This window comes from Haloechinothrix salitolerans, assembly GCF_042662605.1.
In the GTDB taxonomy this organism is placed as follows: Bacteria; Actinomycetota; Actinomycetes; order Mycobacteriales; family Pseudonocardiaceae; genus Haloechinothrix_A; species Haloechinothrix_A salitolerans.
On sequence record NZ_JBHSXX010000001.1, the window covers coordinates 1,658,933 to 1,685,003 of the forward strand.

Annotated in this window: 28 protein-coding genes; 18 read left to right on the top strand and 10 right to left on the bottom strand. The window is 64.9% G+C overall.

What is annotated here, in order from left to right:
* Positions 1-50: 50 nt before the first annotated feature.
* Genes ACFQGD_RS07740 through ACFQGD_RS07795 form a run of 12 tightly spaced genes read left to right on the top strand, consistent with a single transcriptional unit; the run spans position 51 to position 10,827 of the window.
* Positions 51-1,217, top strand: coding sequence for an acyl-CoA dehydrogenase family protein (locus ACFQGD_RS07740; RefSeq protein WP_345401408.1), 1,167 nt, complete (start codon positions 51-53; stop codon positions 1,215-1,217).
* Positions 1,217-1,966 (top strand): SDR family NAD(P)-dependent oxidoreductase, encoded by a 750-nt coding sequence (locus ACFQGD_RS07745; RefSeq protein WP_345401411.1) that lies wholly within the window; start codon positions 1,217-1,219, stop codon positions 1,964-1,966. The genes ACFQGD_RS07740 and ACFQGD_RS07745 overlap by 1 nt, the downstream gene beginning before the upstream one ends.
* Positions 1,966-3,162 carry a thiolase family protein gene (locus ACFQGD_RS07750; RefSeq protein ID WP_345401414.1) on the top strand — a complete coding sequence of 399 codons (1,197 nt, stop codon included), beginning with the start codon at positions 1,966-1,968 and terminating at the stop codon, positions 3,160-3,162. The genes ACFQGD_RS07745 and ACFQGD_RS07750 overlap by 1 nt, the downstream gene beginning before the upstream one ends.
* A complete protein-coding gene (locus tag ACFQGD_RS07755; RefSeq protein WP_345401417.1) occupies positions 3,162-4,388 on the top strand; it encodes an acetyl-CoA hydrolase/transferase family protein in 1,227 nt (408 codons plus the stop codon). Before ACFQGD_RS07750 ends, ACFQGD_RS07755 begins: the two co-directional genes overlap by 1 nt.
* Entirely contained in the window at positions 4,385-5,314 is a 930-nt protein-coding gene (locus ACFQGD_RS07760) for a hydroxymethylglutaryl-CoA lyase (RefSeq protein WP_345401420.1), read from the top strand. Before ACFQGD_RS07755 ends, ACFQGD_RS07760 begins: the two co-directional genes overlap by 4 nt.
* 20 nt (positions 5,315-5,334) lie before the next feature.
* Entirely contained in the window at positions 5,335-6,093 is a 759-nt protein-coding gene (locus ACFQGD_RS07765; protein WP_345401423.1) for an SDR family NAD(P)-dependent oxidoreductase, read from the top strand.
* A gap of 28 nt (positions 6,094-6,121) precedes the next feature.
* The gene (locus ACFQGD_RS07770; RefSeq protein ID WP_345401426.1) at positions 6,122-7,045 is read left to right on the top strand and encodes an LLM class flavin-dependent oxidoreductase; all 924 of its coding nucleotides are present in this window, start codon (positions 6,122-6,124) and stop codon (positions 7,043-7,045) included.
* Positions 7,038-7,886: a 1,4-dihydroxy-2-naphthoyl-CoA synthase gene (gene menB, locus ACFQGD_RS07775; protein WP_345401429.1), complete on the top strand. Its 849-nt coding sequence runs from the start codon at positions 7,038-7,040 to the stop codon at positions 7,884-7,886. Before ACFQGD_RS07770 ends, menB begins: the two co-directional genes overlap by 8 nt.
* Before the next feature lie 27 nt (positions 7,887-7,913).
* Positions 7,914-8,687 carry an enoyl-CoA hydratase-related protein gene (locus tag ACFQGD_RS07780; protein WP_345401431.1) on the top strand — a complete coding sequence of 258 codons (774 nt, stop codon included), beginning with the start codon at positions 7,914-7,916 and terminating at the stop codon, positions 8,685-8,687.
* Between the two features lie 22 nt (positions 8,688-8,709).
* Positions 8,710-9,525, top strand: a complete 816-nt coding sequence (locus ACFQGD_RS07785; RefSeq protein ID WP_345401434.1) for an enoyl-CoA hydratase/isomerase family protein — start codon at positions 8,710-8,712, stop codon at positions 9,523-9,525.
* Between the two features lie 5 nt (positions 9,526-9,530).
* Positions 9,531-10,358 carry an enoyl-CoA hydratase/isomerase family protein gene (locus tag ACFQGD_RS07790; protein ID WP_345401437.1) on the top strand — a complete coding sequence of 276 codons (828 nt, stop codon included), beginning with the start codon at positions 9,531-9,533 and terminating at the stop codon, positions 10,356-10,358.
* 52 nt (positions 10,359-10,410) lie between these two features.
* A complete protein-coding gene (locus ACFQGD_RS07795) occupies positions 10,411-10,827 on the top strand; it encodes a PaaI family thioesterase (RefSeq protein WP_345401440.1) in 417 nt (138 codons plus the stop codon).
* Positions 10,828-10,919: 92 nt separating this feature from the next.
* On the opposite strand, the gene ACFQGD_RS07800 is transcribed toward ACFQGD_RS07795, so the two are convergent.
* Together ACFQGD_RS07800 and ACFQGD_RS07805 are read right to left on the bottom strand one after the other, a co-directional pair.
* Positions 10,920-11,825 carry an SDR family oxidoreductase gene (locus ACFQGD_RS07800; protein WP_345401443.1) on the bottom strand — a complete coding sequence of 302 codons (906 nt, stop codon included), beginning with the start codon at positions 11,823-11,825 and terminating at the stop codon, positions 10,920-10,922.
* Positions 11,825-12,619, bottom strand: coding sequence for an enoyl-CoA hydratase-related protein (locus ACFQGD_RS07805; RefSeq protein WP_345401446.1), 795 nt, complete (start codon positions 12,617-12,619; stop codon positions 11,825-11,827). The genes ACFQGD_RS07800 and ACFQGD_RS07805 overlap by 1 nt, the downstream gene beginning before the upstream one ends.
* Before the next feature lie 442 nt (positions 12,620-13,061).
* Between ACFQGD_RS07805 and ACFQGD_RS07810 the strand changes: the two genes are divergently transcribed.
* Positions 13,062-13,706: a TetR/AcrR family transcriptional regulator gene (locus ACFQGD_RS07810; protein WP_345401449.1), complete on the top strand. Its 645-nt coding sequence runs from the start codon at positions 13,062-13,064 to the stop codon at positions 13,704-13,706.
* A gap of 21 nt (positions 13,707-13,727) precedes the next feature.
* On the opposite strand, the gene ACFQGD_RS07815 is transcribed toward ACFQGD_RS07810, so the two are convergent.
* Complete coding sequence (locus ACFQGD_RS07815; RefSeq protein ID WP_345401452.1) at positions 13,728-14,597, bottom strand: NAD(P)H-dependent flavin oxidoreductase; 870 nt, start codon at positions 14,595-14,597, stop codon at positions 13,728-13,730.
* A 129-nt stretch (positions 14,598-14,726) separates the two neighbouring features.
* On the opposite strand from ACFQGD_RS07815, the gene ACFQGD_RS07820 reads away from it, so the two are divergent.
* Positions 14,727-15,875, top strand: coding sequence for an acyl-CoA dehydrogenase family protein (locus ACFQGD_RS07820; protein ID WP_345401455.1), 1,149 nt, complete (start codon positions 14,727-14,729; stop codon positions 15,873-15,875).
* A gap of 37 nt (positions 15,876-15,912) precedes the next feature.
* On the opposite strand, the gene dmpG is transcribed toward ACFQGD_RS07820, so the two are convergent.
* Genes dmpG through ACFQGD_RS07835 form a run of 3 tightly spaced genes read right to left on the bottom strand, consistent with a single transcriptional unit; the run spans position 15,913 to position 18,783 of the window.
* Positions 15,913-16,950 (bottom strand): 4-hydroxy-2-oxovalerate aldolase, encoded by a 1,038-nt coding sequence (gene dmpG / locus ACFQGD_RS07825; protein WP_345401458.1) that lies wholly within the window; start codon positions 16,948-16,950, stop codon positions 15,913-15,915.
* A 40-nt stretch (positions 16,951-16,990) separates the two neighbouring features.
* Positions 16,991-17,959 (bottom strand): acetaldehyde dehydrogenase (acetylating), encoded by a 969-nt coding sequence (locus ACFQGD_RS07830; RefSeq protein WP_390221026.1) that lies wholly within the window; start codon positions 17,957-17,959, stop codon positions 16,991-16,993.
* The gene (locus ACFQGD_RS07835) at positions 17,950-18,783 is read right to left on the bottom strand and encodes a 2-keto-4-pentenoate hydratase (RefSeq protein ID WP_345401461.1); all 834 of its coding nucleotides are present in this window, start codon (positions 18,781-18,783) and stop codon (positions 17,950-17,952) included. Before ACFQGD_RS07835 ends, ACFQGD_RS07830 begins: the two co-directional genes overlap by 10 nt.
* Positions 18,784-18,973: 190 nt before the next feature.
* Between ACFQGD_RS07835 and ACFQGD_RS07840 the strand changes: the two genes are divergently transcribed.
* The 4 genes from ACFQGD_RS07840 to ACFQGD_RS07855 all read left to right on the top strand — a co-directional run bounded on the left by ACFQGD_RS07840 (position 18,974) and on the right by ACFQGD_RS07855 (position 22,362).
* A complete protein-coding gene (locus ACFQGD_RS07840; RefSeq protein ID WP_345401464.1) occupies positions 18,974-19,498 on the top strand; it encodes an aromatic-ring-hydroxylating dioxygenase subunit beta in 525 nt (174 codons plus the stop codon).
* Positions 19,495-20,298 (top strand): SDR family NAD(P)-dependent oxidoreductase, encoded by an 804-nt coding sequence (locus ACFQGD_RS07845; protein WP_345401467.1) that lies wholly within the window; start codon positions 19,495-19,497, stop codon positions 20,296-20,298. The genes ACFQGD_RS07840 and ACFQGD_RS07845 overlap by 4 nt, the downstream gene beginning before the upstream one ends.
* Positions 20,299-20,361: 63 nt before the next feature.
* Positions 20,362-21,072, top strand: coding sequence for a dienelactone hydrolase family protein (locus ACFQGD_RS07850; protein WP_345401469.1), 711 nt, complete (start codon positions 20,362-20,364; stop codon positions 21,070-21,072).
* Between the two features lie 100 nt (positions 21,073-21,172).
* Positions 21,173-22,362, top strand: a protein-coding gene (locus ACFQGD_RS07855; protein WP_390221019.1) for an IS3 family transposase whose coding sequence is annotated in 2 segments (ribosomal slippage) — positions 21,173-21,425 and positions 21,425-22,362 — 1,191 coding nt in all. Because the reading frame shifts where the segments join, the coding sequence is not laid out codon by codon here.
* On the opposite strand, the gene ACFQGD_RS07860 is transcribed toward ACFQGD_RS07855, so the two are convergent.
* The 4 genes from ACFQGD_RS07860 to ACFQGD_RS07875 form a co-directional block, all read right to left on the bottom strand.
* Entirely contained in the window at positions 22,326-22,745 is a 420-nt protein-coding gene (locus ACFQGD_RS07860; RefSeq protein WP_345394439.1) for a DUF2834 domain-containing protein, read from the bottom strand. The two genes, ACFQGD_RS07855 and ACFQGD_RS07860, sit on opposite strands and share 37 nt — an antisense overlap.
* A gap of 668 nt (positions 22,746-23,413) precedes the next feature.
* The gene (locus tag ACFQGD_RS07865) at positions 23,414-24,064 is read right to left on the bottom strand and encodes an FAD-dependent monooxygenase (protein ID WP_390183672.1); all 651 of its coding nucleotides are present in this window, start codon (positions 24,062-24,064) and stop codon (positions 23,414-23,416) included.
* Between the two features lie 75 nt (positions 24,065-24,139).
* Positions 24,140-24,613 carry a DUF3237 domain-containing protein gene (locus ACFQGD_RS07870; RefSeq protein WP_345394445.1) on the bottom strand — a complete coding sequence of 158 codons (474 nt, stop codon included), beginning with the start codon at positions 24,611-24,613 and terminating at the stop codon, positions 24,140-24,142.
* Between the two features lie 131 nt (positions 24,614-24,744).
* Positions 24,745-26,061, bottom strand: a complete 1,317-nt coding sequence (locus tag ACFQGD_RS07875) for an aromatic ring-hydroxylating oxygenase subunit alpha (RefSeq protein ID WP_345394448.1) — start codon at positions 26,059-26,061, stop codon at positions 24,745-24,747.
* Between the last annotated feature and the right edge of the window lie 10 nt (positions 26,062-26,071).

Here is a 26,071-nt window from a genome sequence, read left to right on the forward strand (position 1 = left end):
TCAGTCCTTTGTTATGATGCAACCAAATAGTCGTCGAGTGGGAGAGTGCCGTGGATTTCGCACCGACCGAGGACCAGCAGACGATCCGCAACGCGGTCGCCGAACTGGCAGGCAAGTTCGACGACGAGTACTGGCTGGAGAAGGACGAGAAACACGAGTTTCCCTGGGAGCTCTATGACGCCTTCGCCAAGGGCGGCTGGCTCGGGATCACGACACCGGAGGCCTACGGGGGCCACGGCATGGGGATCACCGAGGCGTCGATCCTCTTGGAGGAGGTCTCGGCGTCCGGTGCTGGCATGAACGGCGCCAGCTCGATGCACATGTCGATCTTCGGCATGCATCCGGTGATCGTGCACGGCTCCGAGGAGCTGAAGCAGCGAACGCTGCCCCGGATCGTCAACGGTGAACTGCATGTATGTTTCGGTGTCACCGAGCCAGAAGCCGGCCTCGACACCACGCGGATCACCACTTTCGCCCGCCGCGACGGCGACGACTACGTGGTCAACGGTCGGAAGGTGTGGATCTCGAAGGCGCAAGAGGCCGAGAAGATCCTGTTGCTGACGCGTACCACGAAGTTCGAGGACGCCGAGAAGAAGACTGACGGCCTCACGCTGTTCCTGACCGACCTCGATCGCAGCAAGGTCGACATTCGCCCGATCAGGAAGATGGGCCGCAACGCCGTCAGCTCCAACGAGCTCTTCATCGATGATCTTCGGATTTCGGCGGAGGACCGCGTCGGCGAGGAAGGCAAGGGATTCTTCTACCTACTGGACGGACTGAACCCGGAGCGAATGCTGATCGCCGCCGAGGCGCTCGGACTGGGCAGGGCGGCGTTACGGCGTGCGGTGCGTTACGGAAACGAACGCGAAGTGTTCGGCAGGCCGATCGGCAAGAACCAGGGCCTCCAGTTCCCGCTGGCTGAGTCACTCGCCCGGCTTGATGCCGCCGAGTTGATGCTGCGCAAGGCTACCTGGCTCTACGACAACGGCAAGCCGTGCGGGCGCGAGGCCAACACGGCCAAGTATCTGTGCGCCGATGCTGGCTTCGAGGCTGCCGATAGGGCGGTGCAGACCCACGGCGGGATGGGCTACTCGGAGGAGTACCACGTCTCGCGCTACTTCAGGGAGGCGCGGCTGCTGCGGATCGCCCCGATCAGCCAGGAGATGGTGCTCAACTACCTCGGATCCCACGTGCTCGGCCTTCCAAGGAGCTACTGATGTTTACTTTGGACGGACGCGCGGCGCTCGTCACCGGCGCGGGCAGCGGCATCGGCGCCGCCGTCGCGAAGGTCTATGCCGACGCGGGTGCTGCGGTCCTGGTGACCGATGTAGATAGTGCGGCCGCCAAGGCGGTCGCCGAACGGGTCAGGGGAGCGGGCGGTACGGCCGAGCACTGCGAGCTCGACGTGCGTGACGCTGACGACGCCAGTGAGGCGGCGAGGCGCGCAGCAGACCTCGCGGGCGGAACGCTGCATATTCTGGTCAACAACGCGGGAGCGATCGCGCCCGCCATGTTTGACGACATGACCGGGGAGCAGTTCCGCCGGATCATCGACATCCATCTCATGGGCAGCTATACGTGCAGTCATGCCGTCCTGCCCTACCTGCCCGACGATGGCACCGGCCGGATCATCAACGTGACGTCGGCGGCCGGCTTGCAGGGCACTATCGGACAGGCGAACTACGGGGCCGCGAAGGCGGGCATCATCGGGCTCACCAAGTCGCTGGCCAAGGAGCTCGCGCGTCGGAGCGTCACCGTCAACGCGCTCGCGCCACTGGCCGCCACGGCCATGACCGAGAACATCCGCGGCAACGAGAAGCTGGCCGCGAAAACACTGGCGCGAATCCCGCTCGCGCGATGGGCCGAGCCCGACGAGATCGCGGGCAGCTTCGTGTTCTTCGCCTCCGATGCGGCGTCCTACATCACCGGCCAGGTACTGCCGGTCGACGGCGGGACGGTGATGTGATGCGACGCGACACCAGCCCCATGCTGGCCGCTGGCCGCGAAATCTTGATCGCCGACGCCATCCGGACCCCGATGGGCCGCGCGCATCCCGAAAAGGGGTGGTACCGCGACGTGCACCCGAACGCCATGCTCGGCGCCTGCTACCGCGCCCTCCTCGACCGCGCCGGGCTCGCGCCGGACGCCGTAGAGGATCTCGTCATCGGCTGCACCGCCCCGTTCGGCGAGCAGTCCAGAAACATCGGCAGGAACGCCTGGCTGCAGGCCGGCTATCCACCCGAGGTGCCAGCGGTGACGCTGGACCGTCGCTGCGGGTCGGCGCAGACCGCGGTCGCCATGGGCGCTGGACTCATCGGCTCGGGCAGCCACGACGTCGTCATCGCGGGCGGCGTCGAGCACATGGGCCACGTCCCGATCGACTCGCCGGTCAAGATCGGCGAGCTCTACGGCGACCCGTGGCCCGTCGAGTTGCGGGACCAGTACGACTTCGTGCACCAGGGGGAGAGCGCAGAATTGATTGCCGATCGCTGGCAGATCAGCCGGGAGGAGATAGACACCCTCGCGGTGCGCTCGCACCGGCTCGCCGCCCAGGCCGTCGCGGACGGCCGGTTCGCCACCGAGATGGTCGCCATGGAGCTGGACGGCGAGACCCGGACGTCGGACCAGGGCATCCGGCCGGGCACCGACCTCGACACTCTCGCCGGGCTCAAGCCCGCCTTCCGCAAGGACAACGGGCGCATCACCGCAGGGACGTCCTCGCAGATCTCCGACGGCGCGGCAGGGGTCCTGCTGTCCTCCCGGGAAGGAGCCGCCGAACACGGACTCCGAGTCCGCGCCCGCATCCTCGACCAGACCACGGTTGGCGTCGACCCCGTCATCATGCTCACCGGACCCATCCCGGCGACTCGCAAGCTGCTTGACCGCAACGGCCTCAGCATCAACGACATCGACCTGTTCGAGGTCAACGAAGCGTTCAGCTCCGTGGTGCTTGCCTGGGAGCGTGAACTCAAGCCCGACATGGATCGAGTCAACGTCAACGGGGGCGCGATCGCCCTCGGCCATCCGGTCGGCGCGACCGGATCGCGGCTGATCGCCACCATCCTCGCCGAGATGGAACGCCGAGACGCCGAACTCGGTCTGGTCACCATGTGTTGCGGTGGCGGACTCGGCACCGCAACCCTGCTGCAACGGGTCGACTGATGATCGACCTGTCACGGTTCATCAGCCCTGGTACCGGAGTTTGGTGGGGCCAGGCCGGCGCCGAACCGGAGCCGCTGGTACGGGCGTTGCTGGACCAGGCCGCTGAGCTCGGGCCGATCGGGGCCTTCTGCGGGCTGTCATGGAATCAGCAGATGGTGGCGCAGCTGCCGAGCGGGATCCGGATGGTGTCCTACGGCGCGCTCGGTGAACTTCGCAAGCTCGCTCGCGCTGACCAGTTGGACATCGTGCCGTGCCACTACTCGGCGCTGCCGCGGCTGTTCGCCGAACACTCATTGCCGGTTGACGTCGGACTCGTGCAAGTTGGACCACCGGACGCGGCGGGCACCTGTTCGCTCGGCATCGGTGTCGACTACGTAGCCGACGCCATCGAGCACACTCCCACGCTCATCGCCGAGGTGAACCAGCAGATGCCGGACACTCTCGGCACACCCAGGATCCCACTGAGCCGGTTCGCCGCGATCATCGAGACTGACCGGCCGCTCGCCCAGGCGCCCGAGCGGACCCCGGACGCCGTCGACCGTGCCATCGCGCGCCACGTGGCGAGCCTGATCGACGACGGCGACACCCTCCAGCTCGGTGTCGGTTCCCTGCCGTCAGCCGTGTTCGACGCCTTGTCCGGGCACGCCGATCTCGGCATCCACTCGGGCATGATTTCCGACGCGGTGGCTCGGCTCGTCGACAAGGGCGTGATCACCGGCAAGCGCAAGGAGATCGATCCAGGTGTGATCGTGACCGGTGCCGCGCTCGGCAGCCGTGAACTGTATGACCGAATCCCCACCCTGCCCATCGAGTTCCGTCCCGCGAGCTACACCCACGCCCCGGTGACGTTGTCCGCGCTTCGCTCACTGGTCGCCATCAACTCTGCGATCGAAGTGGACCTCAGTGGACAGGTCGGTGCTGAAGTCGCGGGTGGAAGGCATGTTGGCGCCGTCGGGGGGCAGGCGGACTTCTCGCGTGCTGCCACCTCAACCGGCAAGCTCTCGATCATCGCCCTGCGCTCAACCGCGCGCGAGGCATCGACCATCGTGCCGTCGCTCGCGGGAGGTGTCGTGTCGACAGCGAGGTCCGATGTGGATGCCGTGGTGACCGAGCACGGTGTGGCGCACCTGCGCGGCTGCGACTTGGCGGAGCGCCGGCGTCGGCTGATCGCCATCGCCGACCCCGCACATCGAGAGTCGCTTGAGCGAACAGGAGGAACCGCATGAGCACGCGTCGTCCACAACGTGTCCACATCCGAGAGGTCGGACCACGCGACGGGTTCCAGAACGAACCTGAGCAGATTGCCACCGAAGACAAGGTCCGGCTCATCAACGCCTTGGGGCGCGCGGGTCTTCACCGCATCGAGGTAGCCAGCTTCGTCCGGCCCGACGTGATCCCGCAGCTGTCCGATGGGGTGGAAGTGCTCTCGTCGGTCGACGTGCCCGACGACGTCGCGTTGATGGTGCTGATCCCCAACAGCAAGGGGCTGGACAACGCACTGAAGGTGCGCGACAAGTTCCACGAGGCCGCCATCTTCGTCAGCGCATCGGAGACGCACAACAAAAAGAACGTCAACCGCACGATCGACGAGACTATGGCCGATCTCGACGGCGTGGCCAAACGCATCACGTCCGAGGGCATCCGCTGCGCCGCCGTGATCGCCACGTCGTTTGGCTGTCCGTACGAGGGCAGGGTGGACCTGGAGCGCGTGCTGTCGTTGGCGGAGCGATTTGCCGAGGCCGGGGCGTCCGAGGTCGGTTTCGGTGACACCACGGGCATGGCCAACCCCGGCTACGTGTCGGAGTTCTTCTCCGCCGCACTGGAGCGCCTGCCGGGTGTCGAGGTCACCGCGCACTTCCACAACACTCGCGGGCAGGGCCTCGCCAACGCGCTCGCCGCCCTCGAAGCAGGCTGCTCAAGCTTCGAGTCGAGCTTCGGCGAGCTCGGCGGCTGCCCCGTACCGCCAGGGTCGACGGGCAACATCGCGACCGAGGACCTGGTGAGCATGTTCCATGAGATGGGTGTCGAGACCGGTGTCTCGCTGCCGGGAGTCATCGACGCCGCCCGTGAGGCGCAGACGGTGCTTGGGCGCAAACTGACCAGCCATTCGATCGTTGCCGGCCCTGTCGAGTGGGCATCGGCTCGTTCCTGACCAACAATCGAGGAGTTTCCATGACCAACCGCGTCGCCCTTGTCACCGGCGGTGCCCAGGGCATCGGAGCCGGTATTGCCACCACGCTCGGCGCCAAGGACTTCCGGGTCGCGATCGCCGACCTCAACGTCGACGCCGCCCGCGCGACTGCCGAGGCGATCATCGCGGAGGGCGGCAGTGCGATCGGTGTCGAAGCCGACGTCACCAACACCGCGTCGGTGCAGTCGGCCATCAAGCAGGTCAGCGAGCAACTGGGCCCGATCGAGGTCGCCGTCAACAACGCGGGCTGGGACGACTTCATGAAATTCGTCGACAGCTCCGAGGAGTTCTGGGACCGCATCCTCGAGATCAACTTCAAGGGCGCGTTGCGGGTCATCCACACTGTCGTGCCGGGCATGGTCGAACGCGGCTGGGGACGGGTCATCAACATCGGCTCCGACGCGGGCCGTGTGGGCTCCTCGCTGGAGTCGGTCTACTCCGGTGCGAAGGGCGGCATCATCGCCTTCACCAAGACCCTGGCTCGGGAGGTCGCGACGAAGGGCGTCACGGCGAACACGGTGTGCCCGGGCCCGACCGACACCCCCGCGCTGCGGAAGTTCGCCGACAACTCCGGCCAGGACGCCGAGAAGGTGCTCTCCGGAATGGTGAAGGCGGTCCCGATGCGGCGGCTGGCGCAACCAAGCGACGTCGCGGCTGGTGTCGCGTTCTTCGCCTCGGATGAGGCGGAGTACATCACCGGCCAGACCCTGTCCGTCAGCGGCGGGCTGACCATGGCCTGACGCCGGAACCCCGAAAGGACGTGGCGGCGTGCTCACCGTCGGTGTCAACGTACACGAGAACATCCTCAGCTTCGGGCATGAGGAGCGGAGCGCGCTGCTCCAGCGCGTCTCGGCAGGTGGCCTTGACCACGTGTGCGTCGCCGATCACGTCAGCTTCCACGGCGGCGCCGGTTTCGACGGCATGGTGGCGGCGGCTGCCGCACTGGCAGGCGCGGACAAGCTCTCGGTCCTGATCGGCATCTATCAGCTCGCCCTGCGTCATCCGATGACGGTGGCCAGACAGCTGTCGTCGCTGGCACAGATAGGACCGGGCCGGATCGTGTTCGGCGTCGGTGCGGGCGGCGACGACCGCAGCGAGGTCAGCAACTGCGGCGTTGATCCGGCGACACGTGGTCGCAGGCTCAACGAGAGCTTAGGCATACTCAACGCGCTGTTCACAGGGAACGTTGTTGACCATGACGGCGAGTTCTTCCGCCTTGATCGGGCACAGATATTGCCTGAGCCAACACCACGGATCCCCATTGTGATTGGCGGATCGTCGCCTGCGGCAGTCCGCCGCACCGCGGCGTCCGGTGATGGGTGGTTGGCGATCTTCTGCTCGGCGAGGCGGTTCACCGCCACGGTTACGGATATCAAGGCGGAAGCAGACCGGATCGGCCGGGACGCGCCGGACTGGTACGGCCTCAACGTGTGGTGCGGACTCGACGACGACCCGGGCGCGGCCCGTGCCGTGCTGGCCGACCGCATGGAGAGCCTCTACCGCCTGCCGTTCGAGAAGTTCTCCCGGCTGGCACCCGCCGGAACTCCTGACGACGTCGCGAACTTCTTGTTGCCGTACGTCGAGGCGGGGTGCCGGCACTTCACGCTTGTCGCGGCGGCGACGTCGTGGCAGCGCGGGATCGATCATGCCGCCGAGGTGAAGAGTCGGCTGGTGAAGCTCAGCCATGGATGACGAGGAGAGGAACGACGTGGACTGGACACCGGTCGGCGAGTTCACCGACATCGCCTACGAGCACAACGACGGCATCGCCAAGATCACAATCTGCCGTCCTGACGTGCGCAACGCATTCCGGCCGCAGACCCTGGTCGAGATCTCTCGGGCACTGGAGTACGCACGGGAGGACCCGTCGATCGGCGTGATCATCCTGACCGGACAGGGCACGAAGGCCTTCTGCTCTGGCGGCGACCAGCGGGTGCGCGGCGACACCGGATACCTCACCGAACCCGGGACGTCGGGTGCCGTCGGGCGATTCCACGTCACCGACCTGCAGGTCCAGATCCGACGCCTGCCGAAGCCCGTCGTGGCCATGGTCGCTGGCTACGCGATCGGTGGCGGTCATGTACTGCACCTGATCTGCGACCTCACCATCGCCGCCGACAACGCGCGGTTCGGCCAGACCGGACCGAGGGTGGGCTCCTTCGACGGCGGATTCGGTGCCGGACTGCTCGCCCAGCTGGTCGGATCGAAGAAAGCAAAAGAAGTGTGGTTCCTCTGCCGCCAATATGACGCCACCCAAGCTTTGGAGATGGGGCTGGTCAACACGGTGGTCCCGCTGGCCGACCTGGAGGCCGAGACCGTGGCCTGGTGCCGGGAGATGCTCGAGCTTTCGCCATTCGCGCTGCGAGCTAGCAAGGCGAGCGTGCACGCCGCCGAGGACGGGCTCGCTGGCATCCAGCAACTCGCCCACGATGCCAACCTGCTCTTCTACGGCACCGCTGAGGCGCGGGAAGGACGTGAGGCGTTCAAGGAGAAGCGGCGCCCCGAGTTCGAGCGGTTCCCTCGGCGGGCGTGAGAACACCATGATCGAAAGGACTATCTGATGGCCGACGAAAACGGCGCGGTGATCTGGGAAAAGGTTGCCGATGGAGTATTGCTGGTCACCTTGCAACGTCCGCCCGCGAACGCTTTGGGGCTGCCGGTCATCGAAGGGCTCAACGCCGCCCTCGATGACGCCACGGGCACCAAGGTTGTCGTCGTGCGGTCAGCCCTGGACGGCTACTTCGCCGCAGGTGCCGACATCAAGCATATGTCGTCGATCGACGCGGAGTCCTTCACCGAGTATGGCGACGCGCTGCGTGGCGCACTTGACCGACTCGCTGCCACGGACCGGATCAGCATTGCCGCGATCGAGGGGCTCGCCCTCGGTGGCGGGCTCGAACTCGCCATGGCATGCACGCTGCGCGTGGCCGGCGAGAATGCCCAGTTCGGGTTGCCCGAGGTGAAGCTTGGGCTCATTCCGGGTGCGGGAGGGACCCAGCGGCTGCCACGGCTGGTTGGTCGCGGGCGCGCGTTGGACATCATGCTGACCGCGAGGCAGGTTGGCGCGACCGAAGCGCACTCGATCGGCCTCGTCGACCGGCTTGTCGAGACTGGTACGGCGAGCGAGGCCGCCACGACTCTGGCAGATGAGCTGTCGGCGTTGTCGCTGCCTGCTCAGCAGGCCGTGATCCGGGCCGTTGACGCCTCGTTCGAGCGTCCCCTCGACGAGGGTCTGCGATACGAAGCCGTCGAGGTGGGCAACCTGTTCGAACGAGGCGAGGCGAAGGAAGGAATCACCGCATTCCTTGACAAGCGTCGGCCGAGGTTCGCCTGAGCGCAAGTAGAAAGGGACGTCAGTGGATCTGTCCGAGTTGAAGCTGGAGACCGTAGCTGTCGATCGGCCACACGAGACCGTTGCCGTGGCGACGATCAACCGTCCGGACGCGATGAACGCCATGACCGACGCCATGTTCACCGAGTTGGAGGAGCTGGCGACCGCGGTCGATGACGATGACACGGTCCGCGCGCTCATCCTCACCGGCGCAGGCGACAAAGCTTTCTGCGCGGGATACGACTTGGCCGCCGCCGATACACTGCCATCACTCGGTGCCTTGGGCATGCTGGAGCTGCAGGAGCGGGCGGCGCGCAGCATCGCCGCGATCCGCTCGGTGCGCGTGCCGGTGATCGCCGCGGTCAACGGTGCCGCGGCCGGTGGTGGTCTGGCCATTGCACTCGCCGCTGACATCCGGCTCGCCGCCCCGTCGGCGAAGTTCAACTGCGCAATGGTGAGGATCGGCCTGCACGCAGGCGACCTCGGCATCTCCTGGATGCTGTCCCGGCTCGTCGGGCACGCGCGAGCCGCCGAGGTCTCTTACACCGGGCGTCCGATCGATGCCGACGAGGCGGAGCGCACCGGCTTGGTGAACCACGTGGTGCCGGCCGACGCACTGCTGGGCGAGGCCCGAGCGCTTGCCGACGCGATCGCCGCGAACTCACCGGGCGGTGTGCAGCTGTCCAAGCGTGCGTTGTACGCCAACCTGGAGGTGAGTTCCTTCGGCGCAGCACTTGAGTTGGAGAACCGCGGTCAGGCGCTACTCACCCGGACCGAGGACATGGTCGAGGCGCTTACCGCTCTCGGTGAACACCGCGCACCGCACTTCACGGGGCGGTGAGTGCGATGTCTGATTCGAAGCTGGACTTTGACCCGCCCGAGCTGGAGACCCTGTCGCTGGACCAGGTCGCCGATGGCGTCGTGCTCATGAAGATGGAGCGGGCCGACCGGATGAACAGCCAGACGGTTCGGATGTTCCATGAGTACGGCACGGTCGCCAGGATTCTCCGGGACTCGACCGCACGAGCACTGATCATCACCGGCGCGGGGGACCGGGCATTCTGCGCCGGCTTCGACACCGACGAGATCGACGTGCTGACCTCGATGGGAACCCGGGAGTTTCTCAAGTTCATGGAGACCGCGTCCCGGGCCGTCGCCGAGATCCGCCAGCTGCCGTTCCCGGTCATCGCCGCGGTCAATGGTCCTGCCAGCGGAGGTGGAATGTCGTTGGCATTGGCGGCCGACATCCGTCTGGCGAGCCCTTCCGCCGCGTTCAACCTCGCGTTCATCAAGGTTGGACTTTCGATTGGCGAGCTGGGCACGTCGTGGACGTTGCCACGGCTGATCGGTCTCGGCCGCGCATGCGAGCTGGCCTACACCGGCCGGACCGTGCGCGCCGATGAGGCAGAGTGCATCGGCCTCGTCAACCGAGTCGTGCCAGCGGCGACTCTGCTAGACGAAGCTCTTGAGTTTGCGCAACAGGCCACCCGCAACTCGCCCGGCGGGGTTCGGCTATCTAAACAGGCGCTGTTGCGAAACCAGGAGATCACCTCGTTCGCCGCCGCGATGGAGCTCGAGAACCGAGGTCAGGCGCTGCTTACCAGGACCGACGACATGGCCGAAGCGCTGGCAGCGTCCCGTGCCCGGCGTGCGCCAAACTTCAACGGAAGGTGACACACCTCATGATGGACTCGACTGTTGGCGCGCAGCCATCTAGGGGACGCACGTGACAGACGCTAGCACTGAGCAGAAAGGCGAACTCGGCAGTTTCAGCCAATGGCTTGGCGTGAAGATCGTTGAGGCTACCGGCGATCGGGTCGTACTGGCCTGGGACGTACGGCCTGAGCTGTGGCAGCCCTACGAGATTGTCCACGGTGGTGTCCATTGTGCCGTCGTCGAGAGCGCCGCGAGTCTCGCCGCCGCACTCTGGCTGGGTGATCGCGCCAAGGTAGTAGGCGTGAGCAACCACACCGACTTCCTCCGCGCCGTTCGCGACGGTCGACTGGTGGCAACCGCGACGCCGATCCACCGGGGTCGTCTTCAGCAGCTGTGGTTGGTCGACATTGTCGATGACCAGGGTCGCGCGGTCGCGCGTGGTCAGGTTCGGTTACAGAATCTGAGGAATGAGCATCTGGCCCGATAGGAACGTGATCGCACGCTTCGGCTTCGTGGACTACCGGCACACCTGGCAGGTCTCCGCTGGTGGAGGCTGTGATCCCGCCACCAGCGGAGACGTCACACACTTCGCTGGGCCTTGCTCGCGGCGCTCGCGGCCTTGCTGCGTTCCTTGATGTCTGCCCAGTCCTGATCGGACAATGAGGTCAGCCCGGCGAAGGTGCCAGGCCCGGCGAGCATCTGTCCACCGTCCATGGCGATCGTCTGACCGGTCAGGTACTCACAGGCGTCCGACAACAGGAACATGGTGAGATTCGCCAGCTCCTCGACGCTGCCCATGCGTCCCATCGGGATCTGGTCCGCCTGGGTCGCCCCGACCGCGCTCGTCTCCGTAGGGCTGAGCATCTCCCATGCGTAGTCGGTGGGGATCGGGCCGGGTGCGACAGCGTTGAGCCGGATCCCGTACCGGGCCCACTCCACCGCCAACGACATGGTCATCGAGTGGACAGCGGCTTTGGCCATGGCCGAGGGCACCACAAACGCCGAGCCGCTCCACACCCAGGTCGTGAGCGTGGACAGCACGGTCCCCGGGAGGCCCTCGTCGATCCAGCGCCTGCCGACAGCATGCGTAGTGTTGAAGCTACCGTTCATTACCGTCGAGCTGATCGCCTCGAACGCTCTGGCGCTGATGGTCGCGGTCGGCGCGATGAAGTTGGCCGCAGCGTTGTTCACGACGCTGGTTACCGGACCGTGTTCGGACCAGATCGCCGCGACGGCTTCGCCGACCCGGTTGGCGTCGCGCACATCCACGGTCTGGAAGTGCGCGACGCCGGGCCGGTTCGGTGCGACTTCCGCCACGGCCTCCTCGAGCACGGCTTCGCGGCGGCCCCAGAGATGAACCTCGGCACCATGGTCGACGAGATGACGGGCGACGCCACGGCCGAGCCCGGTGCCGCCGCCAGTGATCAGCACCCGTTTGTCGGCGAGCAGATCGGGTGCGAACGGATCCTTGTGAGCGCTGCCCATCAAGCGCCTCGGTAGGGCGAGAAGTCTGGGTCGCGCTTCTCGCTGAACGCGGCGACGCCCTCTTGTGCCTCGGGGTTATCACCGAACAGCTTCAGCGTGGTGAAAGCCGAGAGGGTGGTGGAGGCGAAATGCTCGGTGTCGGTATTGAACGAGTGCTTGAGCACCTTCAGTGCCGTGGGGGATAGCTTGAGGATTTCGTCGGCCCAAGCCCGAACTTCCTTCAGTAGCTCGTTCGCGGGCACGACCTTGTTCACCAGGCCCCACTGCTCGGCCTTCTCCGCGCTGTACTTCCGGCAGAGGAACCAGATCTCGCGGGCACGCTTCTCTCCGACGACGCGGGCCATGTACCCGGTGCCGAAGCCGGCGTCGAACGAGCCGACCCGCGGACCGTTCTGGCCGAAAACGGCGGTGTCGGCGGCGATGGTGAGGTCGCAGAGCAGGTGCAGCACATGGCCGCCACCGATGGCGTAGCCGTTGACCGCGGCGATGACCGGCTTGGGCACGTCGCGGATCACTCGCTGCAGGGATTCGATCTCGAACAGACCGCTGTCGGAGGGACCGTAGTCACCGGTCTCGGCGCGTTGTTTTTGATCGCCACCGGTGCAGAAGGCCTTGTCGCCCGCACCGGTGAAGCAGATGGCGCCGACATCGCTGCTGGCCCATGCCTTCTTGAAGCACTTGACGAGCTCGTCGACCGTGCGGGCGCGGAAAGAGTTGTACCGCTCAGGGCGGTTGATCGTGATCCAGGCGAGGCCGTCCTCGACCTCGTAGGTGACATCCGTGAGCTCGGTCATGGAGCCGCGTGTCCTTTCTCGTCCGCCTAGCAGGCGCTCGGCCCACCAAGACCGAGCGCACGTTTGGTTCAATGGTACGATATTTTAATTGGATGCGAAGCGCAAGGCTAGGTGCGATAGCAGTTGACTTTTGGTCCTACCAATAGGATTATTGGACCTAATTTAGCGCTGGTGGCACGGACGGCCACCACATCCAAGTCGCACAAGAAGGTCGATCACGATGTTGAGCCAGCAGGACCAGAAGCAACTGAAGGACGCCACGCAACTCCTGCTTGATGTAATCGCCCGGCACAGGGGAGAAGACCTCCGCGCCGTCGCGATCGTCAATGAGGGCGATTCACGACATACGGGTGGCGACCCGCTACCTCGGCGCGTGTACTGAGTCGAACAGGTGACGGCTTACGCCGTCCATTGGCGCGCTGTGTACCAGTAGTCTCTGGTCATGACCGGAACTAAGCTCGGTGCTCGATCCAAGCGCGCCCAGCGCCGGGACGAGAGGCGAGCCCGGATCTTGGCCATCGTGGAGCAGCAGTTGCGGGGAGGCGAGACGTTCGCTGACCTCAAGGTCGGGCGGATCGTCGCGGAGGCGGGGATCTCACGGACGACGTTCTACGTCTACTTCGAAGACAAGACCGACCTGCTGCGCACCTGGTACGCCGACGTGACCGAAGACATCATTGAGGCGGCGCGCACGTGGTGGGAGTTGGACGCGTCGGTGACCCGCGAGAAGGTGCGCGCCGCGATCGACCAGATCGTGCAGGCATATCGTCCGCACCCCGAACTGATGGCCGCCACCCACGAAGCCACCGGGTACGACCAGGGAGTCCGGGACCTCGTCCGGTCGGCGATGGAGCGCTACATCGACGGCCTGACCGAGCATCTCGTGAGGGGGCAGCGTGACGGGTTCATCGACGCGACCCTGCCTCCGGCGGAATCGTCGTACTGGCTGCAATGGATGGCCGAGCGCGGGCTGCACCGTATGGGCACTGTGACCGACGACGACGAGATTGAACGGCTCGTCGACGCCTACGCAGGCATCGTCTGGAACGCCTTGTACGCGCCCGTCAGCGGCGGGCCCGCCCGCTAGATCCGTGCTGCCGGGCAGGGTTCATCCCCGACCAAGCGCCGCGTGGTACTCGGCCACGACCTGGTCGGCGACCACGGCCATCGATGCCGCCCTGTCGACCTGACCGACTCCCTGGCCCGCCCCGAAGATGTCCTTCCAGGGCTTGTTCTCGCCGTGGACATCGGAGAAGTCGACCTTGCCCTGGGTGCTGAGCGTCTCCTCGTCGAACCCGGCATCGGACAGGCTCTCGGTGAGCCAACTGCACAACACCCCAGTGACCGCAGCCGTCGCGGTGACGTCGGTGATCCGTGCGCGCACCAGCATGTCCCGGTAGCGATCGTTGACCAGGGATTCCGGGCAGGCGATGAAGCGCGTTCCCATGTAGGCGAGGTCGGCGCCCAGGATCTCCACCGCGCGCACACCCCTGCCGGTCGAGATGGCGCCGCCCACGACGAGCGTGCCATCAAAGAAGCGTCGAACCTCGTCGACGAAGGCGAATGGCGAGAGCTTTCCCGTATGTCCGCCGGCTCCGTGGCACACCAGGACCAGGCCGTCCACTCCTGCCTCGGCTGCCTTACGCGCGTGCTCGATCGACATGACATCGGCGAAGACCTTGCCGCCGTAGCCGTGGATTTCGTCGATCACGCGCTTCGGCGAGCCGAGCGCTGTGACGACCACGTCCGGCTTGTAGTCCTTCATCAGCTCGAGTTCGGACTCGAACCGGTCGTAGCTCGGGTGCACGATCATGCTTGCCGCCCAGGTCGCGCCGGGGACGTCGGCGACGCCGTTGCGGATCTCGTCGAGCCACTTGACCAGGTCGTCGAAGGCGCGCGCGTTCTGCGTGGGGAACGAGCCCATGAGTCCCGAGCGGCACGCCTGGACGACAAATTGCGGGCCAGACACCAAGAACATCGGAGCGACGATGACCGGTGCCCGAAGCGACCTCGTGAGCGATGCCGCATTAGGACTTTCCTTTTGTATGGTCATACCGATAGTGTACAGATGTGCGGACAGCTGTAAACTTTGAGAGGACGGGCAGCCGTGATTTCCTTCGCCTTCACCGACGAGCAGGAAGCGTTCAAGACGACACTGCGTGACTTCGCGCAAAACGAGCTGGCACCTGGCTATCCGGACCGAGCCGCCAAGGCTGACTTTCCCTTCGACGTGCAGAAGCAACTCGGCGAGCTAGGTGTGCTCGGCATCGGCCTCCCCGAGGAGTTCGGCGGGACTGGTGACGAGGACCCGATCTTGCTCGGTCTGGCCGCGGAGACGCTCGCCTACGGTGACGTGAACGTCGCGTCAGCGCCGGCGCTGCTCGGCCTCGTCGGCTCGCAACTGGCCAAGGGCTCTCGGGAGGTGCAGGAGAAGTACCTCCCAGGGCTCATCGCAGGTGAGATCACCGCGGCGATCGCGCTTACCGAGCCGGGCTCGGGTTCGGACGCCTCCGCGCTGCGCGCCGTTGCCCGTCCTGTATCCGGCGGCTACCGCCTGTCCGGCGAGAAGACGGCTATCTCGCTCGCCTGCAGCGCCGCGGTGACGCTGGTCTACGCGCGTGAACCCGGTTCGGCTCGGTCGCGCGGAGTCACCGGGTTCGCCGTACCGATGGACGCGGAGGGCGTCACCGTGCATCACATGCCGGGGATGGGATGTCTACCGCTCGGCTGGGGCTCGATCCACTTTGACGACGTCTTCGTCCCGGAGTCCGCTGTGATCGGTGATCCTGGTAAGGGATTCCAGGCCGTGATGAACCACTTCGACTTCAGCCGTGCTGCCCTGGGCGTCATGTGCCTCGGTGCGGCCCAGGCCAGCCTCGACGAGGCGGCGCGGTACGCGACCGTGCGCGAGACGTTCGGCAAGAAGATCAGCGAGCACCAAGGTGTCTCGTTTCAACTCGCCGAGCAGGCCACCTACCTTGAGGCCGCGCGGTGGCTGTGTTACCGCGCGTTGTGGCTCCGAGAGACGGGGCAGCCACACACGGCCCTGGCATCGATGAGCAAGTGGTGGCCGCCGATGGTCGCCAAAGACGCCATCGAGGCCGCGATGCGCATCCATGGCAACCTCGGCTACGCCACCGAGTTCCCACTCCAGCAGCGCTACCGCGACGTCATGGCTTACCTCGTGGCGGACGGGACTGCCGAGATCCAGAAACAGATCATCGCGAAGGAGTTGCTCGCGCGGACCGCAGGTTGACGAGCGGCGACACGTATACCCGTCGACGGCGATTCGGTTAAGCGGACTGTGGTGACTGCTCCAGGAGGTCTAACGCGATGTCAACGATCATGTCCTCCTGACCACCGACCAGGCTGCGCCGTCCTACTTCGGCCAGGATAGTGCGCACATCGATGCCGTACTGCTTGGCCGCCACCTCGGCATGGCGCAGGAAACTCGAGTAAACGCCCGCGTAACCGAGCGTCAGCGTCTCTCTATCGACCCGTACAGGCCGGTCTTGCAGTGGACGGACGATGTCGTCGGCCGCGTCCTGCACGGCGAAGAGATCGCAGCGGTGATTCCAGCCGTAGATGCTGGCGACGGCGACGAAGGCTTCGAGGGGGCAGTTGCCGGCGCCGGCACCCTGGCCAGCAAGGGACGCATCGACACGGGTGACACCTTCCTCAACGGCGACGACCGAATTGGCCACCGACAGTGAGAGATTCTCGTGTGCGTGGATGCCGATCTCGGTCTGGGGATCGAGGGTGTCGCGGTAAGCTCGGATCCGCTGCCGCACATCGTGCATCGTCAGTCTGCCCCCGGAGTCGGTGACATAAACACAGTGCGCGCCGTACGACTCCATGAGCCTGGCCTGTTCGGCGAGTTCCTTGGCGGGAGCCATGTGGCTCATCATGAGGAACCCTGAGACATCCATGCCCAGTTCGCGAGCCTTGGCGATGTGTTGTGCCGCGACATCGGCCTCGGTGCAGTGCGTTGCCACCCGCACAGACCGCACACCAAGGTCGTGTGCGCGCTCGAGCTTGGAGATCGTGCCGATCCCGGGCAGCAGCAGGGTGGTCAGCGTTGCGTGCTTGATGTGCTCTGCGGCGGTGGCGATCCACTCCCAGTCGGTATGCGAGCCGGGGCCGTAATTCAGACTGCCGCCCGCCAGTCCGTCGCCGTGCGCGACCTCGATCGCGTCCACCCCTGCCTCGTCGAGGGCGGTCACGATCTCGGCGACGTCCGTAAGCCTCATGCGATGGCGAACGGCGTGCATACCGTCGCGCAGGGTGACGTCCTGAAGGTAGAGGTTCACCGGTGCCTGCGTGTCGTTCATGGTGTTCGGTTCCCGTCTCGCCGCCCGTGGGGCGTGTGGTTCATAGCGGCGCCTGTGCGCCGACGGTGGCCGCCGTGGTCAGGCGGCGGGCAATCGCCTCGCCCGTACGCAGTGCGGCCGAGGTCATGATGTCGAGGTTGCCCGCGTAGGCAGGCAGGTAGTGCGCCGCTCCCTGGATCTCGAGGAACACCGTGACCTTCGTGGTCACTCGTCCTGAGCCAGGCGGTAGCAGCGTGTGCACGGGTTCGTCCGCCGCGACCGGAGTGAACTGCACTTCCTGCTTCAGACGGTATCCAGGCACGTACTCTGCGACCTGGCCAGCCACGTCTCGAACCGACTCGCGGATGGCGTCCTCGTCGGCTTCGGCGACAAGGCAGAACACAGTGTCGCGCATGATGACAGGCGGATCGGCCGGGTTGAGAATGATTACGGCTTTGCCCCGCTCCGCGTTGCCGACGACCTCGATCGCCTTGGCGGTCGTCTCGGTGAACTCGTCGATGTTGGCCCGGGTACCGGGGCCTGCTGATCGCGATGCGATGGAGGCGACGATTTCCGCGTACGGCACCGGCGCCACACGCGACACAGCGTGCACCATGGGGATCGTTGCCTGGCCGCCGCAGGTGACCATGTTCAGGTTCGCCACGTCATCATCGAGGTGCTCTTCGAGATTGACCGGTGGGACCACATATGGCCCGACCGCTGCCGGGGTTAGGTCGACGAGGTGCTTGCGGTGCGCCCTCAGTTTGTTCGCATTGTGCAGGTGCGCCGTTGCCGAGGTGGCGTCGAAGACGATGTCGATATCGTCGAACTGCTCCATCGCGACGAGACCGTCGACACCGTCGTGTGTGGTCGGCACCCCAAGCCTCGATGCCCTGGCAAGCCCGTCAGAACTGGGGTCTATGCCGACCATTGCCGCCATCTCGAGATGCTCGGAGAGTCGCAGAACCTTGATCATGAGGTCGGTTCCGATGTTGCCGGAACCGATGACGGCGACCTTAGTCATGGACATCTCGCACCTCCCTGGCCGAACACCGCGTTGACAGTGCCGAGCGTGGAGATCTCGGCCCGCACCGAAACACCCGGACTTACGGGAGCCATGGGGCCGAGCGCACCGGAGAGGATGACCTGTCCCGCGCGTAGCGGGCTGCCGAACGTCTGCGCCGTGCGGGCGAGCCAGAGCAACGCGGCCAGGGGGTCGCCGAGGCAAGCCGCGCCCGTGCCATCCGATGCAAGTTCGCCGTCGATGTGCATCGACATGGTCACGTCCACCGGCGTGAACTCACTGAGTGGGACCTTCCGGTCGCCGAGTACGAACAGACCGCTCGACGCGTTGTCCGCGATGGTGTCGGTGATGGTGATGTCCCATTCCGCGACCCTGCTGTCGACAATCTCCAGCGCGGCCGTCGCGTACGCCACGGCGTCACGCACCAAAGTGAGGTCGAGGTCCGGCGAATCGAGATCGGCGCCCAGGACGAATGCGACCTCGGCCTCGACCTTAGGTTGCAGCAGGCGTTCGTAGGGAACGGTGGCGAGTCCGGAGACGTCCATGTCGTCGAACAGCACGCCGAAATCGGGTTGGTCCACCCCGAGTTGACGTTGCACTGCGGGGGCGGTAAGGCCGATCTTTCGGCCTACCACCTCAGCCGCCGTCGTATGCCTGTGGTCTTCAACGAGCCGCTGTTGCACCTGGTAGGCCACATTGATGTCCGTCTCGCCGAGAAGATCGCGCACCGGGGCACACGGGATGCGGGTGTTTGCCGCTGCGGCCAGCCGGTCAGCTGCCTTCTCGATCAGGGAGTTTCGATTTCCGGTTAACTGCTCGGAACGGGTCATAACGTCCTCGGTCTCGTGGAATCTTCGAGCGTGAGGATCGCGCAGCCGCCTGTTGTCGAGCACGACCACGTTCCGTTCGACGGAACGGTCCGGCACGAGCGGATTAGTGGTTCCAGAGCCCGGAACAGTCCGTGGCCGATCGGCGGGTGTCACCACCACAGTAGGACCACATCCGACCAGAGGAGGAGCAGTGGTTGAAGTCCAAGCCGCGCCGTCCGCGACCGCGTCCGAGTCGATGGTACTGAGCCACGAGGTCGAGCAGTTCCTGTACCGGGAGGCTGACCTCCTCGACTCGTGGCGACTGCCCGAATGGCTGGACCTTTTCGCTCCGACCGGCCATTATCTCATCCCGGCGACGGACAAGCCGGATGGCGACCCGAGCCGGGACCTTTTCCTTGTCCAGGACGATCGATTCTTGCTGGAGCAACGGATCAACTCGCTGATGAAGCGATCGGCGCACGCGGAGTACCCGCATTCGAGGACACGCCGGATGATCTCCAACGTGCGCGTGACCGGCGGCAGCGACGAGCTCATCGGCATCGCGGCCAACTTTACCGTCTTCCGCATGCGCTCCGGCACCGTCGACACCTACGTCGGCCATTATGAACACGTCGTGGAGCGCGACGAGCAGCACGGTTTCCGATTCATGGTGCGCCGGTCGGTGCTCGACCTAGATGCGCTCCGGCCGCACGGCAAAGTGAGCATCATCCTGTGAACCGATTGGCGGAAAAGGTCGCGATCGTCACCGGCGCCAGCCCGAACATCGGCGGCACGCTGGCCCTCGGGCTGGCGGCTGAAGGTGCGCGAGTGCTGTGCACGGATCTGTCGCCCGGCGTCGCGCAACACTGCGCAGACAAGATCGTCGCGGAAGGCGGCGAAGCGGCGGCGGTCGCGGGCGATGTCACGGACCCGGGGCACGTCGATGAAGCTGTTGGTGCTGCGTTGGATCGGTGGGGGCGGATCGACGTCCTGGTCAACAATGCGGTGTTTTTCAAACAACAGGGCGTGTTGACGATGTCCTATGAGGACTTCCGTCACCAGCTCGATGTGATCGTCGGCGGTTCGTTCCTCTTCACGAAGGCCGTGGCCAAGGCGATGATCGACACGGGGACGGCGGGCAGCATCATCAACGTACTGTCGACGGCGGCCTGGCAAGGTCAGCCCGGTAACGTCGGCTACTCGACGGGCAAGAGCGGTCTGGTGAACTTCACCAGATCAGTCGCGATGGAGCTGGCCGAGTACGGGATCAGGGTCAACGGGTTCACGCCGACAGCGACCGCGCCGACCGATCCGGTTACCCGCGCGAAGATGGACGAGTTGCTCGCCCGTCCCAGCCCCTACCGGAACGAGTTCGCGGCCCAGCTTCCGCTGTCGCGCTTGCCGACGCCTGCCGACTACGTGGGCGCGGTCATCTACCTCGCTTCCGAGGAGAGTGCGATGGTGACCGGAACGAACATCACCGTAGATGGGGGAGCGACCGCGAAGTACTGGCCGTGGATGCCGCATCCAGTCTGAGGGCACGGCGCTCGATCTTGTTCGGTGGATGGTAATGAATGCACGGATACGAGGGTGAAACGCATGAACGACACCGTGATAATCGAGCCCACCCGTTCGACCGTCGCATGTGGCCAGGATGAGCTGCCGGTCTTGGAGATCTCGCTCGGCAGGACGCCGCGCGGCTTGGTGCTGGTCCTCTGCGAGCGGTCTGATCTCGACCGCGAGGCTCCTAGGATCATGAATCGGCTGGCACTGCACGGGTACTGCTCGCTCGCGGCCGAGGTCGACCAGCCGAACGGCGAGTACGCCCAGCGGTTGTCAGAGGTCGCCGTTGAGCGCGACTGGGCACCTGATCAGATCGGCATGGTCGGACTGGGTGATGGTGGCCTGGCCTGCCTGGCAGCGGCTGCGTCGATACGGATCGGGGCAGCCGTGAGCCTCTCGCCGACCGTCGAATTGGGCATTGCGGGGGCTGGTTCGCCGTTCGAGGAAGTCGCCGAAGTTGTGACCCCGTGGCTCGGCCTGTTGGGTGAGGCTGACCCTGGAGTTTCCCCGACCGAGATAAACGCGCTTCGGGCGCGGCTGTACGACCGGTCCGATGTGCACACTCAGGTGGTCACCTATCCCGGCGTGGGGAGGGATTTCCCATTGCGCGGTGACGACGGGCTGAGCTACGCGGCCTGTTACGACGGCTGGCAACGCACCGTGGAATGGCTTGAGCTCAGAGTGGCGCCCCGACTGACGCCGCTGGCCGAACAGTGGCGTCGGCGCCGGGCGGCGATGTCAGGCTGACCGGCGATCCAGGAAACGCTCACGGGTCACCAGATTGAGGGGCTGTTGATCTTCCGGACAGCGAACCCACTAGGGTTTTTGTTCGGAAGAGAGGAAGCCAGTGTCAAAGAATCGTCGGTCGTTTACTCCTGAGTTCAAGGAGGAGGCGGCGAAAATGGTGGTCGAGACGGGCCGCCCGGTGGCGTCGGTCGCGCGGGAGAACGGGCTGAACGAGCAAACGCTTCGTAACTGGGTGAACGACTACCGGAAGGCTCATGCTGCGGACGAGCCACCATTGACCGTGTCGGAGCGCGCGCGGCTGCGTGAGCTGGAGAAGGAAGTCCGTGAGCTACGGATGGAGAAGGAGTTCCTGGGAAAAGCCGCAGCCTTCTTCGCGAGCGAGTATCGGTGAACGAGAGGTACGAGTTCATCGAGGTGGAGAAGGGCGCAGTGACCGATACTGGCGAGAAAAAGTACACAGTGACCAAAATGTGCGAATGGTTGGGTGTGTCGAAGTCGGGATTCTATGAATGGCGTTGTCGGCCCAAGTGCGCGACGGCGCAGCGTCGCGCCTACCTGGCTCCGTTGATCACGAAGGTTTTCGACGATTCGGATGAGACCTACGGTCACCGGCGCGTCCACGCCCAGCTGCAGCGCCAGGGTGAGCGGTGCACCCCTGAGCTGATCCGCAGCATCATGCGTGAGCTGGGGCTCGAGCCTTGCCAGCCCCGTCCGTGGCGACTCGGCCTGACTGAGCCGTCTGCCAGCTTGCTGCCCGACCTCGTTGGCCGCGACTTCGCCGCATCCGCGCCCGGCGAGAAGATGGTTGGCGATATTACCTATATCCCTACGTGGGAGGGCTGGGTTTATCTCGCGACGGTCATCGACTGTCATACGAAGGGCGTTATCGGGTGGGCGATGGACGATAATTACCAGACGCCTCTCATCGAGAAGGCGATTCGCATGGCCGTACGCAACTATCCTATCGCACGCGGGGCGATATTCCACTCCGACCGTGGCAGCAATTACACTTCCGCCCAGTTTGCCAGCACGCTCCGATCATTGGGCATCAGGCAATCGGTCGGACGCACGGGAATATGCTATGACAATTCGATGGCCGAATCGTTTTTTGGTGCCCTGAAGAACGAGCGGGTTCACCGAGTGATCTACTCCACCCGAAAGAGGGCCAGGACAGATATTGCTGCCTATATCGAACTTAGATATAATAGTCGACGTCTCCATTCGGGACTCGACTATAAGGCCCCAAATGAGGTCTACAACGAGTACCTGAACCGGCAGCAAGCGGCATGAATTGACCCACTAAACAGCTGTCCGGAAAGATCGAGGCCGCTCAGATATACTGGGAAGGCCATCGAGACGCCGATGTAGGACAGCGCGACGAAGAACACCCCCCACTTGACTCCGAGCCCGATGCGTTGGGTGTCGAAGACGACCCACACCATGAACACGAGCCAGGCGATCGCCATGTCGATTGCGAGGAATGCGGCGGTGCCGCCTGGCGCGATCGCGTCACCGAAGAAGTCGACTGGGTTCAGAATGTTGCCGGCGTCGCCCATCCAGTCGAACGCGTACGGCCAGGTCAGCACTAGCGCGAGCGCTCCGATGATCAGATAGAAGGCGTGGCGAATGTTCTTGGACAGAGAGCTCGTCGGTTGTGGTGCGGTGTCGGTCATGGACTCGATCCAACTATTTGGAACCGGACATTGTCGCCCCCTTGTGGCGGCGTTTTACCTCCCCTTTTGGGGGCAGCGAGTGTGGTCGGGAGGTGGCTATCGACCACACTCGTGTGTCACGACCAGGACTCCCCTGACCGAGCAGTACCTGAACCTGGCCGTCCGCTCACGACACTTCGTGGTGCGGACGACTGTCGTTCCGACGCTGAACTGGCGGGGGATCACCCAGCGACCAGCCGGGTCGTTCCGACGGTGCCCAGCCCTTGTAGCGGAAGCCGCCGAACCAGTTCTCCCAGCGGATACCGAGCTCGATCGGAAGCTCCTGAGCGACCTCCGCCAGGATCCTTTGGCGATCCGCGCCGCGCTCGGCGAGTGCACGCACCAGCCCGCGTACAAGTTTCGACGGTCCAAGGACGTGCTCGATCTTTCTTCTACGGTGAACGTGTCGCTCAAGTCGGGTCCGTCATTACCTTGAAAGGTGCGCAGCACCTCGCGAACAAGGGCCGATGGAGCGTTCGGCCTCGTTTCCCCAACGCGCTCGGCGAGATCGGGATCCTCAGTGAGGGCCTCCCACCAGAACCGCTCACCGCCCTCCTGGAACCGTGGGATCTCGTCCGCGGGTGCCATGAACACCACGAGCAGCCGTCCGTGCGGAGTACACGGCAACGTCAGCACACTGCGCGCGTTCGGCTGGTAGATGCCATAGGTCTCGTGCTCGATCGTGCCCACCTGGGGTCGTCCATGTAGCGGAAGGCGAAGCCTCGACCGTTCTTGGACCCTCGATACGGTGTCCATGCCCCGATCGCTGCCGCGGTTCGTGATCGTTGGCCATCCGCTCCGATCACGAGTCTCGCGCGGATCTTGTGTTGCTTTCCGCCATGGCGGTATCGGGCCCCAATAGCCCGGCCGTCGTCCCAGGGCACGTCCTCGAACATGCATTTTTCACGGACGTCGGCACCGGCTTCTCGCGCGGCCGTCACCAGACAGACATCCTGCTCCATGCGGGGAACACAGACGCCGTAGTCGATCCCGTCGACCGGGGCGAAATGGTCGCGGAGCCGGACATCTCCGACAGTCGCACCAAGGTAGCGCGCGGGCGGGTTCAGTCTCAGGATGTGGGGCAAAGCGCCCATGTGCTGCAGCTCCGCCACGCCGCTGGGGACCAGGACGTGGGTCGACAACTGTTCCGACGGAAATCTGGACTTGTCCAGAAGTACCACTTTCCGACCGGAACGGGCCAAGGGTACGGCGGCGGCCGTGCCGGCGAGACGCGCGCCGATGATAACTACATCGGCCTCTTCGAGAGGTTGCGCGGTCATGAAAGCCCCAGGGGAATTGGTTCGGCATTCCGGCAAGTGAACCGAAACGTTCGCTGACGAATTCGGTTACCACGATCAGTCGATGCGGAATACCGTGAACTCCACTGCATCTCCGGTAAGGCGGCCTCGCCCCACGAAGATGTGCTCGTGCAACCACGCGTATCGTTCGTCGCCGGTCTCGAATTGGGGGACAATGCGAAGATACTGATCAGCGAACCCAGTCGGTTGTCCCGTTCGCAGGGCCGCCCCGACTGTCTCGTTCATCTCGATCAGGCCGTGATATCGGACGAAAACGGCCGCACCGTCGTTTGTCAGCCACTGGCCACGCACGTCTATCCGACCGACGCCGTCCGTGCCGATCAGAACCCAATCACCACCTTCGGCCAGCACGTCAGCCTTGATCCGCTCACCTTCCACCTGCCCACCGGCGAACCCGAAGAACATGCGAGTGCCGAGCGGGCTTGACCCCACATCAACAGGGGCCTTGAGTTCTGCACGGTACGTGAACTCCTTAACGGCGGTCAGGACGGCTTCGATACAGGTTTCCATCGGGCGCTCCTAGGTTCTGCATAGTTCATGAAGAACCTAGAGCGCCCCATCGCGAAGTGACTTCTCCCGTCGGAGCACACTTAGTCTCCCTAACGGAATACACTGCACGATGACTCGGAGGTCGTCGAGCGTCAAACCGCGGACTCGGCGTGGTCCGGACTACGCCTCGGCGCGACGAACACGCCATCGAGCGGAGCTTGCTCCTCAGGGGGCAGCTGTTCGCCTGTGATCAGCTCGTTCCAGCGGCGCCACCACGTGCGCATCTGGAACTCGTCGGTGCTTGAGTTGACCGAACCGTTCATACCACGCGAGATGTCGGACCATCCGAGTTCCTTACGTCCGCCGTAGCCCACCTGGCAGGTCTCCAGTGCCTCAACGTCGTCTGGGGAAGCGAGGCCGCCGGGCCCCCAGAAAGTGAGGAAGTTGTCTAGCCGCTGCTTCCTTAGCTCATCGCCCTCGTCGGGCGGCGCCAGCTCCCACGCCGACACCTCAAGGTAGTCGGGAGTGACCGGGTCGATCTTGCGGATGACCACGCCCATTACCAGGTCGATCACGATGAGGTTTGGGAAGATCACCATGTTGCGCGTGCCCTGCATGCGTTCGACCCATCCGTCGCCGTACAGCTCTCGGAATCGCGCGTAGCGGTCGGCTCGTTCCTGTGCGCCCGCCTCGGAGAGTGGCCGACCGAACAGGTCCTCAGTCGCCGGTTCGCCCGCGATCACTGCGTGCCCGTTGCCGAGGTCGATGCCCCGGGAAGCGCCGAGGGCACTCGGGTCGAGCTTTCCGCGGGCCGCCAGCACCATCTCGAAGTACCGCTGGTGCGTTGACACCGCGTGGTAGCCGTCGACGCTGTTCTCCACGAGTAGCTTCCAGTTCGCCTTCACCGAGTACTCGTGTGTGCCCGAGAGGACCTCCATGCCGAGTTCGGACTGGTCACACACCAAGTCGAGATACTCAGTGGCACCCGCGAGGTAGGTCTTGAGGTCGACGATGTCCGGATCGAAGCTCACAAAGACGAAACCGCGATAGGAGTCGACCTTGGGTGGAGCCGCGAGGTCGGGTCGCTCGAAGTCCTCACCGTAGGCCTCGTCGCCTGGCATAGCGACCATCTCGCCCGCGGTGCTAAAGCTCCATCCGTGGTAGAAGCACGTCAGGAAGCGCGCGTTGCCTCTCGGCTCGCGGCAGAGCATCGCACCCCGGTGGGGACACGAGTTCACCCACACCCGGATATTGCCCTCATTATCGCGAGCGAAGATCAGTGGGCGGCCGGCGACAGTGCGCGTCGTGAAGTCGTTTTTCTTCCGAAGCTCCGTCTCATGGCCTAGGTACAGCCAGCTGTGCTCGAAGATGCGATCCCGTTCCTTGGCGAACACATCGGGATCCACCATGGCCTGTCGGTTGACCCTGAACCGGGGCATCTCCCGGTCGTCGATCACGTACTCGGACACCACAGACTCC

Bases quoted from the DNA above. Each gene is read 5' to 3' on its own strand.
- ACFQGD_RS07745 (WP_345401411.1), top strand. From the start codon at position 1,217: ATGTTTACTTTGGACGGACGCGCGGCGCTCGTCACCGGCGCGGGCAGC.
- ACFQGD_RS07750 (WP_345401414.1), top strand. From the start codon at position 1,966: ATGCGACGCGACACCAGCCCCATGCTGGCCGCTGGCCGCGAAATCTTG.
- ACFQGD_RS07755 (WP_345401417.1), top strand. From the start codon at position 3,162: ATGATCGACCTGTCACGGTTCATCAGCCCTGGTACCGGAGTTTGGTGG.
- ACFQGD_RS07760 (WP_345401420.1), top strand. From the start codon at position 4,385: ATGAGCACGCGTCGTCCACAACGTGTCCACATCCGAGAGGTCGGACCA.
- ACFQGD_RS07765 (WP_345401423.1), top strand. From the start codon at position 5,335: ATGACCAACCGCGTCGCCCTTGTCACCGGCGGTGCCCAGGGCATCGGA.
- menB (WP_345401429.1), top strand. From the start codon at position 7,038: ATGGATGACGAGGAGAGGAACGACGTGGACTGGACACCGGTCGGCGAG.
- ACFQGD_RS07780 (WP_345401431.1), top strand. From the start codon at position 7,914: ATGGCCGACGAAAACGGCGCGGTGATCTGGGAAAAGGTTGCCGATGGA.
- ACFQGD_RS07790 (WP_345401437.1), top strand. From the start codon at position 9,531: ATGTCTGATTCGAAGCTGGACTTTGACCCGCCCGAGCTGGAGACCCTG.
- ACFQGD_RS07800 (WP_345401443.1), bottom strand. From the start codon at position 11,825: ATGGGCAGCGCTCACAAGGATCCGTTCGCACCCGATCTGCTCGCCGAC.
- ACFQGD_RS07805 (WP_345401446.1), bottom strand. From the start codon at position 12,619: ATGACCGAGCTCACGGATGTCACCTACGAGGTCGAGGACGGCCTCGCC.
- ACFQGD_RS07810 (WP_345401449.1), top strand. From the start codon at position 13,062: ATGACCGGAACTAAGCTCGGTGCTCGATCCAAGCGCGCCCAGCGCCGG.
- ACFQGD_RS07815 (WP_345401452.1), bottom strand. From the start codon at position 14,597: ATGTTCTTGGTGTCTGGCCCGCAATTTGTCGTCCAGGCGTGCCGCTCG.
- dmpG (WP_345401458.1), bottom strand. From the start codon at position 16,950: ATGAACGACACGCAGGCACCGGTGAACCTCTACCTTCAGGACGTCACC.
- ACFQGD_RS07830 (WP_390221026.1), bottom strand. From the start codon at position 17,959: ATGTCCATGACTAAGGTCGCCGTCATCGGTTCCGGCAACATCGGAACC.
- ACFQGD_RS07835 (WP_345401461.1), bottom strand. From the start codon at position 18,783: ATGACCCGTTCCGAGCAGTTAACCGGAAATCGAAACTCCCTGATCGAG.
- ACFQGD_RS07850 (WP_345401469.1), top strand. From the start codon at position 20,362: ATGAACGACACCGTGATAATCGAGCCCACCCGTTCGACCGTCGCATGT.
- ACFQGD_RS07860 (WP_345394439.1), bottom strand. From the start codon at position 22,745: ATGACCGACACCGCACCACAACCGACGAGCTCTCTGTCCAAGAACATT.
- ACFQGD_RS07865 (WP_390183672.1), bottom strand. From the start codon at position 24,064: ATGACCGCGCAACCTCTCGAAGAGGCCGATGTAGTTATCATCGGCGCG.
- ACFQGD_RS07870 (WP_345394445.1), bottom strand. From the start codon at position 24,613: ATGGAAACCTGTATCGAAGCCGTCCTGACCGCCGTTAAGGAGTTCACG.